The organism is Nocardiopsis halophila DSM 44494 (assembly GCF_000341245.1).
In the GTDB taxonomy this organism is placed as follows: Bacteria; Actinomycetota; Actinomycetes; order Streptosporangiales; family Streptosporangiaceae; genus Nocardiopsis_A; species Nocardiopsis_A halophila.
Window position 1 is genome coordinate 47,683 of sequence record NZ_ANAD01000201.1, and the last position, 13,142, is coordinate 60,824.

The window sequence follows — 13,142 nt, forward strand, 5'->3', positions numbered from 1 at the left end:
CGCCGCAGGGAGGTCCGATGGGAGAACGTCGTCGGCCTATTCGCGGCCGTCCTTCGAGGGGCCATCCTTCTCCTCGGGGGGGTGGAGCGGCGCGGCCACCGGTCCCTCGGTGACCTCGGGGACTGCACCGTACCGCCCTGTGAGATAGGCGAGCGCCGGGTTCTCGCCCTCGTCGCCGAAATCGCTCAAGGAGTAGAGCTGCGTGGCCCCTTCCTTGTCCTTCTCCACGAACCAGACCTCGTCGCGCTCCAGCACCTCTCCGCCCCTGATCCAGCCCAGGAGGGCGGTGTCATGGCTGGAGAACACGAGCTGCGCCCCGCGCCGGTTGACGTCGGGGTCCTTGAACAGCTCGATGAGCTTGGCGGACAGGTGCGGGTGCAGATGCGAGTCGAGCTCGTCGACGACGAGGAGGGACCCGTGCCGGAAGGCGTCGAGGACTTCGACGCCGAGGCTCAGCAGGACCCAGGTGCCGTCGGACTGCTGGTCGACGGTCAGTGGCTGCGATCCCTCCTCACCGGTCCGGTGGTGGAAGAGCAGGGTGGCCTCGTCCTCGGCGGCCTGCCTGGGCCGGCGCCGGGCACGGCCGGCGGACGCCCGCGGATCCGGGACGTCGCTGTCCCACGGGTCCTTTCGGGACACGTCCATGTCCAGGCTCAGCTGCTCGTATTCGAGCTCGACCGACTCGATCCCGGTGTCGGCGGCGCGGATGAGTTCCTGAAGACGGGAAAGGACCCCCGGTTCGGCGATGCGGCGCATGAGCAACCGGCGGTCGCGGTCGAGTACGCGGTCCCGGCGCCCCCGCCAGTGGCGGCATCGCATGAACCAGTTGTAGACCGGACGGAAGACCTTCAGGCGCGCACGGGCGGCCACCGTGAGGAAGAGCGTGTTCACATCGGTGATCTCCTGTACCTGCCGCACCGAGTCCGGGAGGGACGGGTCGAAGGAGAAACCGTCTTCGTCCCGTTCGAACAGGATCGTCGGGTCGCCGCCGTCCGAGTAGCGGTACAGCCACTCCTCCACGACGCGCGTGTCGTCGATCGTGAAGCCGTAGGTGTACCGCGTCCGGGCGAGGAGCAGGTCGACCGCGAAGTGGGAAGGCTCTTCCTGGCTTTGGGGACTCAGCGCGAAGGGGTCACGTTCGATCCCGCTTTCCGGCTCTCCCATCTCCATGGAGAACCGGACCAGTCGGCGCATGAACCCCAGGGCGCCGAGCACGTTGCTCTTACCCGAGGCATTGGGTCCGAAAAGCCCCGCGACGGGCAGCGCCTCGGGCGCATCGGTCTCTTGTGCGTCCTCACGGTCGGCGGGGACCAGCAGCAGCTGCTGCTCCTCCCGGAGTGAGCGGTGGTTGGCGACTCGAAAACTCAGGAGCATGTGCTCGCCTTCCCCATCGGGACCCCCGACTCAACACTCACCGTGAACGCTCGCAACCTACAGTAAGACATGCCCGTTGCGACGGTTGCGCTTTCCATACGACACACTACAAAGCCCTCTATTTCCGCCTTATCGCCTATCCGTCCCATCCATCCCGAACCGTCGACGTGGCCGGGAACCGGGGAGGGGCACTGCTGCGCGCCTGGAGAGGCGCCTCCCTGGGACGGGGCGACGGACGTCCGCACAGGGCGGCGCGAATGGCCGGTACCGGTCGCGGGGAGCGATCACCGTCCCGGTTCGCGCTCCGCGTCGCCTGCGCAGCACCCGCAAGCCGTGTCACCACCTCTGCCACCAGCACGGATTCGCCCGTGAAAGGGATCGCTCGATGAGTTCCTCCAGCTCAGCCGAGAACGGGGCGCCTGAGCACGGCCCCCCTTCGCCCGCTGCTCTCGCCGAACTGGTGAGGAGCGCCCAGGCCACCGACGACGACCTCCGCAGTGCGTTCGCGGCCATCGATCGCCACGACATCCCGGACGAGGCGGCCGGCGAGCTGATCAACGCCATCGCCCGGTCGCCTCGGGCACCTGAACGGCTTGCCGAGCTGAGCCGTTCGCTGCGGGAGACACGCAGCCCGGGCCGGGCCATCCTGCTCATCAGGGCGCTCAGAAGGCACGGCGGGCTCCCTGGGATCGTGCCCGACCTGATCCGGATCTCCGAAGGCGCCGAGGCCTCCGACTGGGACCCAGAACGCCAGGCATGGGCGGTGGCCGTGAACACCCTCGCCCAGCACGCCGGCGCCACGGGCGACACTGTGCTGCTGGAACGGCTCGGCGCTCTAGCGGAGGACCCCGGCCTCACGGACGACGACGTCGCCTGGGTAAGGAAGTGCCTCGCCAAGGCGGAACCGGGAGCCGAGCACTGAGTCCGGGGTCGGCGGCCGGTCACACGACGCCGACTCGCGCCGGACCATTGGCCGGAGCGGAGGCCGCGCCCGTGCCGTCCTACGGCTTCGGCGGCATGGGCGGAACGGGAAGGTCGACAAGGCGGGCGAGGGCGGCCGTGACGGGAGCGCAGTGGCCGGGCAGGTGCCTGGACGACCAATCGGCCGCCCGCGTGAGGAAGTCGGCCAGGTCACGCTCGACACCGGTGAGCAGGTGGCGGAGCTCGGTCACGCGCAGCTCGATCACCGGACTGCCACTCTGCTCGGCGTTGACGGTGAGCCGGACCGTGTCGCCGAAGCGCTCTGCGGTCGGTGATACCGGGGGGTGGCCGAATCCGAGCAGGCCGCCGTCCTCGACGAGGCGGTGCCAGTCGCGCCACTCCTCCAGGCCATCACAGCAATCGGGCAGGAAGGTGACGCCTGTCGAGTGGTCGGTGGCCCGCAGGCCGCCGGGCGCGATGAGGTCGTCGCACGTCAGCAATCCGCGGAGGAACGAGTCGAGTGCGGCGGTCGGTTGAGGCAGCCGATCGCCGTCGGGGTCGATGTCGTTGTAGTCGGCGATGCGCATCATGGCCGCCCCGACCTCGGCCGGTGAGAGCTCACCACTGAGGGGCAGGAAGTCGAACGGCTCGATCTCGGCGATCGGCCAGAGGTCGAAGCCGTCAGGCGTGTACATCTCCAAGACGGGCTGCATCACGATCACACGGCGAAGTGTCCCGTATCCCGTGCCCGTACCGCCTCTCGGTTTCGCCGAGGACTTCGTCCCGGCCGTGGGAGCTGAACACCACCCTGCGCCGGGTTTACGGGCGCCGTTCCGCACGGGCGACAGATGAGTCCTCCCGGCGTCCTTCGAGGCAGCACGGCTAAAGCGTCAGCGGGCGGCGGTAGGAGGCGTCGACGGGGCTCCTCGATGGGTGGAGGGGGTGGGGTTCGAGGAGGAGGTACGGGCGCCTCCTGGGGCGGGTGTACCGGTGGGTCCTGCGGTACCACTCGTTGTCGCCGGCCATCCAGGTCTTCAGGGCTTCCACATGCCTGTGGACGGCCTCTCGGGTCGGGGCGTCGAGGGACGTCCGGTCGAGGGCCGACGGCAGGTCGGCCTCCGCGCTGCGGAAGTCGGCCACGCGCTCGGTGAACAGGGCGTAGGCCAGGTCGACCGCCTCCTGCACCGTGCAGTCGAGGAATCGGCGGATCGCCACCACCCCGTTGGCGGCCCCGTCCTCCTCTTCGGTCTCCTTGCGGTAGGAGTGGACGTCGTTGCGGATCCCCACCGTGTCGGCGAACGCCGCGTGCAAGGGGTGGAGAAGGGCCGATCCGAGCAGGGCCTGGAGGCCTGAGGAGTGGGGCCCCTCAGCGGAGGCGTGCAGCATCAGGGCGATGGACAGGTCCGCCCTGGACGTCGTGCGGCGCGTTTCGAGGTGGTCGACGGGATCGAGCGTCCGTACCCGGATCATGTCGTCCAGCTCCCACAGGTGGGATCGGGCGAAGGCGACGACGCCGGAGCGGAACCGTCTCCGCAGGCCCTCCGGCATGTCGGGGGAGGTCGTGCGCCACAGGTCGGCAACGGCGGCTTCGATCCGGTCGCGACGGTTGCGGGGCGGAGCAGGCACGCGAGACGCGCAGGGCACGTCTGTGAGGGGCATGAGGGCGGGCAGGCGGCTGACGAACGCGCGTGCGGCGGCGAGCTCCCCCTCGTCGTTCAGAACCGGTCCGGTGGCCGACGCGAAATGGTCGTCGACGGCCATGAGGCAGACGTTCCAGAGCGCCGCCTGGCACAGCCGCTCCTCGGTCGCGTCGGGAAGCGTCAGGGCGGTGAGGAGTGGGACATCGTCTGCGGTGAAGGTGTGCTCGGTCCAGACGGGTGCGGTCGGCGCGTCCGTGCTCGTGGAGATGAGGCCGACCCCGCGCGCCCATCGGCGGGCCCTCTTCCGTGCGGAGTCGACGTGCGGATTGATCCGGTGCGTCCACGGCAGTTCGAAGGGCGGGAGCCGGAACGGGTGGCCGAGAGAGGACGGGGGAAAGGTCGGCGGCCGGGCGGCTGAAGGGGCGGCAGGGCGGAGGGGGAGGACGGCCGCCCCCTGCCCCGTCCGCCTCGCCTGCCTCATCGATGCGCGGTACCGGCCCGACCTCTGGTGCCACTCGACGATCCCGGCCTGCCAGTCCTGCAGCCCCCTGAGGTAGTCCGCGATCGCCGCGCACTCCCTCGGGGCCAGGTCGTGGTCGGCCAGCCAGGCCGGCGCTTCGGACGCCGACATCTCCTCGAAGCGCCGCATCCTCGCGGTGCGCAGCCCGTTCACCCGCTCGGCCGCCTCCTGCGGCGGGACGCCGAGAGCGTACTCCAGCGCCGACACGGCGTTGTCCAGCGCCCCCTCGTCCTCGGTCTCCCTGCGATAGGAGTAGAGGTCGTTCACCAGGTGCGCCGCGTCCGAGAAGCATGCGCGCAGGGAGGCGAACCGCCGCGTCCTCAGCACCCGGCCGGGCGGCGCCTCAGGGCAGGTGACAGCGACCAGCTGCATCGCCCATACCGCCGCGCCCGATTCCCTCCGCCGGGAGAACAGCCGCAATGGGTGGGGAGCCGATACGCCCGGCATCCCTTGCAGGCCGGACTCGGAGACGATGAGCGCGCGCGTCGCCGCGGCGAAGCCGTCGAGCAGGTGTTCCGGGGCGGTCGCCTCCGTGCGCGGCCAGAGATCGGCGAGCCCGGCCTCAGAGGCGGAACGCGGACAGTCGGCAGGCGGTGCCTTCCCGTCGAGGAACCGCGCCAGGCGTTCGGCACGCTCCGCGGCGCAGTACCGACCGTGCCGACCGTGCAGGCCGTACCGACCTTGCCGGCCGTCCCGGAGATCGCGGCGGAATCGGTCGGCCGTGAAGAACAGCCACGTGTACCACTGGGTGAGCAATTCGAGCTCCGAAGCCGATGCGTCGGGATGCGCATAGGCACCCAGGAGGCCGGTGTCCATGGAGTCGAATTCCTCCTCCGACCACGCCGCCCCTGCCCGCCCCCTCTGACCGGCGAGCATGCCCACCCCTTTGGCCCACTCTCTTCCACAGGCGCGGGCCGCTTGGATATTGACGTTCAATCGCGCCGGATACGGGCGGTACAGATCGGGGACGACATAGGGCTGCGCCATGGGCCCGGCTCCGCTCTCTACGGGTCAGGAGACTCCCCTCTGCGGTCAACCCTGCTCGGAGCGCACATGCCGCGTCAACGCGAACGGAGAATGACGGGACGTTGTACCGGTTTTCCCGGATAGCGGACGAAACACCGTTTTCCTCCCGCCCGTTTCTCGCGCATCCGCCTGCGGATGCGCCGACCGCGCGGCTACTCTCCCGCCATGGGAAGCCGAGCGCATTACGTGATCATCGAAGACGGCCGCCACCGGAACCTCTACTCCCAGTGGGGCGCACACGAAATCGACCTGGACCTTCTCCCCGGCCCCGGAAGCGCCCTCCGGTTCGCCCGGGCGCAGCATCCCGTCGAGGCCTGGACGGACGCCGAGATGTGCGACGGGGCCGCCCTGTTCGACCTGGACACCCGCACACTGCTCTGGTTCGGCCACTGCGACGGCGACCCCGCGGTCCGCACGGCCGCCCTCATGGCTCTGCGCCGCACCTGGCCCGGCTGGACGGTGGAGTGGGCCTACAACGGCCTGATGGACGTGGTGGCCCGCCTCGGCACGGACCCCGCCGCGATCCGGGCGCCGCGCGCCATGCCCGTGGCCGACGACCTGCGCACCCCCGAGGACTTCCACGCGGCCTTCCCTCAGATGCGCCTGAGCCCCGAGGCGTACCCTCCCGGCTCCCTGCTCCCCCGGGAACTGCCGCTCGGCCCGATCGGCCTCGGGGAGGCGGACCCGGACGAGCCATGGGGTTCCGTCCTGCTCACCGTTCGGCAGGAGGGCCGCGTCAGCGCCTATGACGTGGACGGCACGCCGGCGATCATCGCGGAGAACGGGGCGGAGCGCGTGTTCGAGTACCTCGCCTCCTGGACCCCCCGCACCCGCCTGCCGCGGCCCCCCGTCGCCGGCGTCCACCTGGACGCGGACGCGCGCCGGGCCGGCGTCTGGACCTCGTACCCGGACCTGCTCGGCGAACCGGCCATGTCCGCCGCGCTCTGGCCCTCCTGGCGGTGGGACCTGTGGCAGGACCGGTCCGGCGAGCAGCTCGATCGCTGCGACGGCGCGGTGGAGGTCCCCGCCCCCGACCTCTGCGCGGGGTTCGACCGCCTCTCCGAGCGCTTCACCAAGCACCAGGACGGCGGTTCCGCGGTGGAGGGGATCTCCATGCTGCTCTCGGTGGTCGGCGGCCTGCGGGCCGCGGCCGAGGAGCAGGGGGCCCGACTCCGCGCCGATACCGGTGCCGCCATGCTGCACCGACCGATCGACCTCGAAGAGCACGAGCGGAAGGCGACCGAGACGGCGATCGAGGAGGTCCGGCCCTGAGCCGGGATTCGCCCCCGGAGTCCGGCCGGGTCCGTGGAGCCGCCCCGTTCCGCGGTTTCCCCGTCCCCGGATTCCCCGTCGGCGCGGAAATGTCGACAAATCGACGAATCGACGTGGAGACATTTCCAACGGAACCCTCAGACGACTTTATCGGTTCCGCTCTTTCCGTGGGGCGGGTGACCGAAATCGGCACCCGCGCCGCGGACGCCCGCTATGCCGGGAGCGGCACCGCGGCCTCGGCCGCGTAGAGCAGGAACGCCAGGGTCTCGCGCAGGTAGAGGCGGACCTGGGTGGCGTCGTGGTCCAGGTACCCGATGGACAGGTCCTCCCCCAGGCGCAGCTCGAAGTCGCCGCCCCGCAGCGACAGCACGAGGCCGCCGGAGAGCGACGGCGCCCACACGATTCCGCCGTCCACGAGCTCCTTCAGGTGGTCCCTCACCGGGTAGCCGTGGATGCTCGTGTCGGACACCGCCGTATAGGCGTCGGCGTCCAACAGCAGGGCATAGGGCCCGTCGACGCCCTGTTCGCGCAGCAGGCGCAGGGCCCGCCCGACGGCGTCGGGGTACTCGCGCACCGACTCCGGCAGCGGCACCGCGGCGTTGGAGGAGCCGGAGGCGATGCCGGTGAACCCTGCCGCCTCGTAGCCGTGGAAGACCGCGGTGTCCTCGGCCAGCGCCATGCTCTTCACCGCGTCCTTCACCGGCTGCCAGTCGGCGTCCTTCGCCCCGCGCTCCACGGCGTCGATCTCTTCGCGGCTCAGCACGAAAGTGATCTCCAACTCGACCAACGGCACGGACTCCCGCACACGGGCGAGGACGTCCTCGCCCGGGGGAGCCGCGGGATAGGACCGCCCAGTGCCCACCGATGCCAGGTCCGACCCGACCGGGTCGGGCACGTCGACCACCTTGCGGGCGGCCGCATGGCGCCGGAAGGTCCGGCGAGCCTCCTCCTCCAGGTCGGCCCATGCGGCGCCGGAGACCGGCGCCAACCACCGGTGGAGGTTGTCTCGCGTGCCCATTCGGGCCTCCTCTCCGTCGTCTGCGTCGTCCGGGTCAGAGCGGGTCCTGTGTGCGCGGCCCTGCGCGCTCCTCAGGGCCTCAGAGGCCTCGCAGGCCGCCGATCCCCAGGGACCCGCTGCCGGACCCGTCCCGGGGCGCGTCCGGCATGTCGTCGAGGAAGTCGAGCGTGGGGACGTGGAACAGCCCTCCGGTGAGCGCCGTGGAGAAGTCGAGGATCCGGTCGTACGTGCCCGGCGGATCCCCGATGAACATGTTCTCCAGCATCCGCTCGGTCACATCCGGCGTGGAGGAGTAGCCGATGAAGTAGGTACCGAACTCCTCCTCCCCCACCCGGCCGAACGGCATGTTGTGCCGGACGATCTTGCGCTCGGTGCCGTCCGGGTCCGTGATGGTGTTCAGCGCGACGTGCGAGTCCGCGGGCTTGGCGTCGTCGTCCATCTCGATGTCGGTGAGCTTGGTGCGGCCGATGACCGCCTCCTGCCGCTCGGTCGTCAGCGCCTGCCAGGCCGCCATGTCGTGGAGGTACTTCTGAATGATCACGTAGCTGCCGCCGGCGAAGGCCGGGTCCTCGTCGCCGATGCGCACCGAGTCCTCGGCCTCGGTGTCGGTGGGGTTCTCCGTGCCGTCGACGAACCCCAGCAGGTCGCGCTCGTCGAAGTAGCGGAACCCGTGCACCTCATCGACGATGCGCAGCGCCGGCCCCGCGGCCGCGGTGATCTGCAGGGCCAGTTCGAAGCAGACGTCCATCTGCCCCGCGCGGATGTGGAAGAGCAGGTCGCCGGGGGTGGACGGGGCGCGGTGCACCCCGCCGTCCAGCTCCCGGAACGGGTGCAGGCCCGCCGGGCGCGGCCCGGTGAAGAGCCGGTCCCACGCCGCCGACCCGATCCCGGCCACGCAGGCCAGCCCGCTGTTCAGGTTGCGGAAGCCCACGGACCGCTGCAGCGCCTCCAGCGACCCCAGCACCTCGCGCGCGCCGTCCTCGCCGCCGGGCGGGACGACCGCGGTCAGGAAGATCGCGGAGCGGGTCAGCGGCGCCAGCACCGGCTGCGGCCGGGGGCGCCCGGGGGCGCTGGGCATGGGCTCTCCTCGCGGTCGGCGGTTCCGCCCGCCGGCCGCCGGGGCCGGGAGCGGGCGCGTCCCCACCGGGTCTACCCGTGGCAGGTCAATGCGGGGTCGGCCGCGGCCCGGCTGCGGGTCAAGGCGGCGCGGTGCGACGCGGAGGCGGCACAGGGGCCGCACAGGAACGGCACGGAGACGAAGCGGCGCGGGGCCGGACCGAGCGGACCCGGGAGGCCCCGTTTCGCGCCGACGCGCCCGTGTGCCCCAGGATGTTGACCGACACGTCCCCCTCAAACGATCGGAGTTCACCCGCATGGCGCGGAAACGGGCCCTCTCTGCGGTGGCGCTGGCGGTGTCGGGCGCTCTCCTGTTGAGCGGTTGCAGCGGCGACTGGTCCGACTGGTTCGGAGGCGGCCCGCCGGAGGTCACGGAGGAGTTCCCCTACACCAAGGAAGGGCGCATCTTCCAGGACACCGGGCAGGACAACGAGATGCGCTTCTCCATCACCGGTCTGGAACGCACCGACGACTACACGGTGATGCACTACGAGATCTCCTACCCCGATGGCTTCAACGGTGCGAACCGCAACCTGAGCATGCCCCACACGCTCGTCGACACGGTCACCGGGCGGGCCTGGCGCCAGTACTTCGACGCCGACGGTCTCAAGTACGGGTCGGTCAGCCCCAACGGGGACGGCCTGTACCCGGTGCACGACGGCGTCACCAACGAGTACCGGCGCTACTTCCCCCGCCTCCCCGACGAGGTCCGGCAGGTGACGTTCGTCGGCAGCGGCCTGGGGGCGATGACCGGCATCCCCGTCCAGGACGTCGAGGAGGAGCGGGCCGACCCGGAGGACCCCAACGGGCCGGACCACCTGACCGTCGACGATCCGCCGCCCGCCGGCGAGGACCTGGTCTTCGAGAACCGCCGCCCCGGGGAGGACGCCACCGCCGAGGAGGGCGAGGTGGAGAGCTTCGTGGACTCGGAGATCGCCTCGACCACCCGTGACGGCGACACCGAGACCATCTCGCTGCACTCCGACGTCATGTTCGAGTTCGACGAGTACGAGCTGACGGCCGAGGCCGAGGACGTCGTGCGGCAGGCCGCCGCGTCGCTGGCCGCCAACGTCGACCCGGACGACCCCGCCATCACCGTGATCGGCCACACCGACGGCAAGGGCACAGACGCCTACAACCAGACCCTGTCGGAGAAGCGCGCGGAGACCGTCCGGGACCTGTTGCAGGAGGAGATCGACGGGGACTACACCTACGAGGTGGAGGGGCGCGGCAGCAAGGAGCCGATCGCCCGTGAGGGCGGTCCCGACGACGAGCAGGCGCGCGCCCGCAACCGCCGGGTGGAGTTCTCCTACACCGTCACCACCGCCGACGAGGAGGACGTCGAGGAGGAGGACCAGGCGGTCGACGGCGGCCTGGGCGTGGCCGACCGCCACGTGAACTGGCCCGCCCCGTTCAGCGACGACCCGGGCGGCGCGGCCGCGAGCACCGAGAAGGACGGCGTGACGCTGGACGTGTACCCGCTGGTGCGGGACGGCGCCTACGTGATCGGCACGGTGGAGCTGACCAACACCACCGACGAGGCCCTCACTCCGGACATGGGCGGCCTGGACCAGAAGGTCGCCGGCGGGCCCGAGCAGTTCAGCAAGGGCTCTCTGGGCGGCTTCCAGCTTCTGGAGCCCGAGACGGGGCTGGTGCGGTACGTGGCGCAGATGAACTTCGGCGACGGTGTCTACGACGGCTTCGCCGAGGAGGTGCACCGGCTCCAGCCCGGCAACACCTACCAGCTGGTCGCCGTGTTCCCGGCTCCCGGCAAGGACGTCGAGGAACTGGACCTGCGCGCCGGACCCTTCGGCGTGCTGGAGGACGTACCGGTGGAGGGCTGAGGCCTTCGCCGTTCTCTGCCGGCTCTCCGCCGACGTCGTTTTCGGGCCGGGACACCGCGGTGTCCCGGCCCGAAGACGTGAGGAGGAGTCCGGCGCGCGGGCGGCGGTCCCGACGGAGCGTGCCGGTGATCGGTAGTGGTGGTTTCACCGCGTCAGGCCGCCGACAGTGGTGATCCCAGCACTATCGATGCATACCGGTGAGCCGCTGGCCTTGCGGGCGGCCTCCCAGCGACTCCCGGACACCTCGGTAAGGCGTGTCCGGCGGATCCTTCCCGGAGACGTGCCGGGCCGGCGACGGGCTGCCGACCGCCTCCTCAGTTCCCCTGCATCCGCTGGCCCGCCTCCAGGGCGATCTGCTCCAGGTCCTGCTGTTCCAGGTCGCCGCCGGTCGCCGCGGCGGCCACGTGGACGTCGCCCGGCAGGGTGAGGAAGACGTACCGGGTGGTGTCGCCGGCGGTGGCCATGTACTCCAGCTCGCCGCCGACGGCGTCGGCGTCCTCGGAGTGGTAGGTGTCGCCGTAGACGTCCACGTCGACCTCCCAGTTGGCCTCCTCCTGCCCCGCGGAGACCTGCACCACCTGCGCCAGGTCGGTGGTGTCGACGTTGACCGCGTACACCACGGCGACCGACTCGCCCTGCCCCGACCACACGCAGCCGAGCCGCTCGCTGTCCTCGACGCCCTCGACCGCGCCGGTCTCCTCCTCCAGCTGTGCCCCGGCCGGGACGCTGCCCCCGACCAGCTCGGCGGCGCCCGCCTCGGCGCAGCTCGCGGGAAGGGCGGGGGCCTCGGCGCCCTCGGCGGCCGCCGGGTGCCTCGGCGCCCTCGGCGTCCGCCGACGGGGAGGCCGAGGGGACCACCTCGCCCAGGTCGGGCAGCTCCAGCTCGCCGACCTCGCCGCCGAAGTCGACGGACCCGCTGCAGCCCGCCAGCAGCACACCGGCGGCGGTGAGCGCGCCGGCGGCCGACGCGGCGCGGGTCAGAGGGGAGGAGGACGGGAGGGGCATGGGGGACTCTCCGGCTCGGGGCGGCTGCCGCGCGGGGATCCGGCGACATCTCGGACGACACACCGCACGGTAGCAAGAAGCGTCCGGCCCGGCGGGCCCACGCGGGTCCGGGGCCCGGTCGCACACCGGGTGCGCCCGGGGCCCGGACCGCGCCGCTCCGGCCGGTCCCACCGGGTGTGGACGGATCGCCTGCCAGGTGGCGAACACCCGGGACACGTTCCGGAGCGGGTCGGGACACGTGTTTCGAGGCGCGCGACCGCTGGGCCCCTCCCCTGTCTCGCGCGGTTGGCGACGCCCCGTTGATCACCCCACGTGAGCGGAATCCTTCGCCGGACAGGATCGATCTTCCCATGTTGGAATGTCAACATTCTTCGGTCACGGCTACCGGATCCGGCCAATTCCCAGGGATGCCGCTCATCCGAGCGCGCCCCGGCCGTCCGGAGCCGTTCCGGCGCGCCCGTCCCGTGGCGACTGAGGGTGAAGAGGCTAGAAGGGGCGCCAGCGGACCGAGGGGTCCCCGTCCCTCAGTGAAGCGACGCGCCGTTCGAACTCCGTGCGGGCCTGCGGGCGGCCCGGGGCGTGCTGGGCGACCCACGCCGCGCTCGCGGTCTCCCGCGCCCCGCGCAGCACCGCCGCCCCCTCCCACTGGGCCACGTCCCACCCGTAGACGGCGGTGAAGGCCCGGTACTCCTCGGCCGGCATTCCGTACCGGTCCCGCATCAGCCACATGACGACGAGGTCGTGCTCGCGCATGTCGTCGGCGAAGGTCTCCAGGTCCACCAGGACCGGGCCGTCCGGCCCCACGTGCACGTTGCGCAGCAGGGCGTCGCCGTGCACGGGGCCGGGCGCGAGCGGCGGGTCCAGCGCCCTGAGCCGTTCGGTGAAGGCGTCGCGCCGCTCCTCCAGGTAAGCGGCGTCGGCCGGGTCGATGTGCCCCTCGGCGGCGGCGAGCCAGCGCTCGACCCCGGAGAGCAGGTCGCGCGAGGGGAGGGCGAAGGGCGGCCGCTCCAGGGCGTGGACCCGCCGCAGCAGCCCTGCCAGGTCCGCACCGCCCGGCGGGCGCACCGGGTCGGGCAGGCGCCGCCAGAAGGAGACCGGGTGCCCGTCGACGAGCCGGGCTTCAGGCGCCCCCTCCGCAGGGCGGACGGCGGGCACGCCCTCTTCGGCGAGCCACGATGCGACCCGCACTTCGCGCCGTGCCCGTTCCAGGAGGGCGGGGTCCCGACCGACGCGCACCACGACCCCAGGGCCGTCGAGCGCGAACACCGCGTTCTCCCCCAGGGCGATCTCCCGAGCGCCTTGAGAGGGATATCCGGCCTCAGCGCACGCCCGCTCCAGCACGGCACGGGCGGCTGCACCGTCGAACACCCCGCGCTCCTTCCCCACGCTCACGTCACGCATGTCCG

At 71.7% G+C, this 13,142-nt stretch carries 10 protein-coding genes; 3 read left to right on the forward strand and 7 right to left on the reverse strand.

The features are described 5' to 3' along the window. Positions 1-36 precede the first annotated feature (36 nt). A complete protein-coding gene (locus D450_RS0122875; protein WP_017540962.1) occupies positions 37-1,374 on the reverse strand; it encodes an AAA family ATPase in 1,338 nt (445 codons plus the stop codon). A 385-nt stretch (positions 1,375-1,759) separates the two neighbouring features. On the opposite strand from D450_RS0122875, the gene D450_RS0122880 reads away from it, so the two are divergent. After that, complete coding sequence (locus D450_RS0122880; protein WP_241483252.1) at positions 1,760-2,296, forward strand: hypothetical protein; 537 nt, start codon at positions 1,760-1,762, stop codon at positions 2,294-2,296. 79 nt (positions 2,297-2,375) lie between these two features. Here D450_RS0122880 and D450_RS0122885 read toward each other — a convergent pair whose 3' ends face one another. Together D450_RS0122885 and D450_RS0122890 are read right to left on the reverse strand one after the other, a co-directional pair. After that, a complete protein-coding gene (locus D450_RS0122885) occupies positions 2,376-3,008 on the reverse strand; it encodes a hypothetical protein (protein WP_241483255.1) in 633 nt (210 codons plus the stop codon). Between the two features lie 169 nt (positions 3,009-3,177). Beyond that, complete coding sequence (locus D450_RS0122890; RefSeq protein ID WP_241483253.1) at positions 3,178-5,271, reverse strand: terpene synthase family protein; 2,094 nt, start codon at positions 5,269-5,271, stop codon at positions 3,178-3,180. 375 nt (positions 5,272-5,646) lie between these two features. Between D450_RS0122890 and D450_RS31025 the strand changes: the two genes are divergently transcribed. Continuing rightward, positions 5,647-6,753: a hypothetical protein gene (locus D450_RS31025; protein WP_241483254.1), complete on the forward strand. Its 1,107-nt coding sequence runs from the start codon at positions 5,647-5,649 to the stop codon at positions 6,751-6,753. 211 nt (positions 6,754-6,964) lie between these two features. On the opposite strand, the gene D450_RS0122900 is transcribed toward D450_RS31025, so the two are convergent. Then, on the reverse strand, positions 6,965-7,771 hold the full coding sequence (locus tag D450_RS0122900; protein WP_017540967.1) for a family 1 encapsulin nanocompartment shell protein: 807 nt from the start codon (positions 7,769-7,771) through the stop codon (positions 6,965-6,967). Between the two features lie 79 nt (positions 7,772-7,850). Beyond that, the gene (locus D450_RS0122905) at positions 7,851-8,849 is read right to left on the reverse strand and encodes a Dyp-type peroxidase (RefSeq protein WP_017540968.1); all 999 of its coding nucleotides are present in this window, start codon (positions 8,847-8,849) and stop codon (positions 7,851-7,853) included. A gap of 295 nt (positions 8,850-9,144) precedes the next feature. On the opposite strand from D450_RS0122905, the gene D450_RS35310 reads away from it, so the two are divergent. Continuing rightward, complete coding sequence (locus D450_RS35310) at positions 9,145-10,731, forward strand: OmpA family protein (protein ID WP_026128722.1); 1,587 nt, start codon at positions 9,145-9,147, stop codon at positions 10,729-10,731. Positions 10,732-11,045: 314 nt separating this feature from the next. On the opposite strand, the gene D450_RS34940 is transcribed toward D450_RS35310, so the two are convergent. Both D450_RS34940 and D450_RS0122920 read right to left on the reverse strand, forming a co-directional pair. Beyond that, a complete protein-coding gene (locus tag D450_RS34940) occupies positions 11,046-11,381 on the reverse strand; it encodes a hypothetical protein (protein WP_017540970.1) in 336 nt (111 codons plus the stop codon). Between the two features lie 841 nt (positions 11,382-12,222). Beyond that, positions 12,223-13,137, reverse strand: coding sequence for a phosphotransferase enzyme family protein (locus D450_RS0122920; RefSeq protein WP_051063649.1), 915 nt, complete (start codon positions 13,135-13,137; stop codon positions 12,223-12,225). Between the last annotated feature and the right edge of the window lie 5 nt (positions 13,138-13,142).

What these genes read in the sequence shown, in the direction of transcription:
- D450_RS0122875 (WP_017540962.1), bottom strand. Translation starts at nt 1,374, where the DNA reads ATGCTCCTGAGTTTTCGAGTCGCCAACCACCGCTCACTCCGGGAGGAG.
- D450_RS0122880 (WP_241483252.1), top strand. Translation starts at nt 1,760, where the DNA reads ATGAGTTCCTCCAGCTCAGCCGAGAACGGGGCGCCTGAGCACGGCCCC.
- D450_RS0122885 (WP_241483255.1), bottom strand. Translation starts at nt 3,008, where the DNA reads ATGCAGCCCGTCTTGGAGATGTACACGCCTGACGGCTTCGACCTCTGG.
- D450_RS0122890 (WP_241483253.1), bottom strand. Translation starts at nt 5,271, where the DNA reads ATGGACACCGGCCTCCTGGGTGCCTATGCGCATCCCGACGCATCGGCT.
- D450_RS31025 (WP_241483254.1), top strand. Translation starts at nt 5,647, where the DNA reads ATGGGAAGCCGAGCGCATTACGTGATCATCGAAGACGGCCGCCACCGG.
- D450_RS0122900 (WP_017540967.1), bottom strand. Translation starts at nt 7,771, where the DNA reads ATGGGCACGCGAGACAACCTCCACCGGTGGTTGGCGCCGGTCTCCGGC.
- D450_RS0122905 (WP_017540968.1), bottom strand. Translation starts at nt 8,849, where the DNA reads ATGCCCAGCGCCCCCGGGCGCCCCCGGCCGCAGCCGGTGCTGGCGCCG.
- D450_RS35310 (WP_026128722.1), top strand. Translation starts at nt 9,145, where the DNA reads ATGGCGCGGAAACGGGCCCTCTCTGCGGTGGCGCTGGCGGTGTCGGGC.
- D450_RS0122920 (WP_051063649.1), bottom strand. Translation starts at nt 13,137, where the DNA reads ATGCGTGACGTGAGCGTGGGGAAGGAGCGCGGGGTGTTCGACGGTGCA.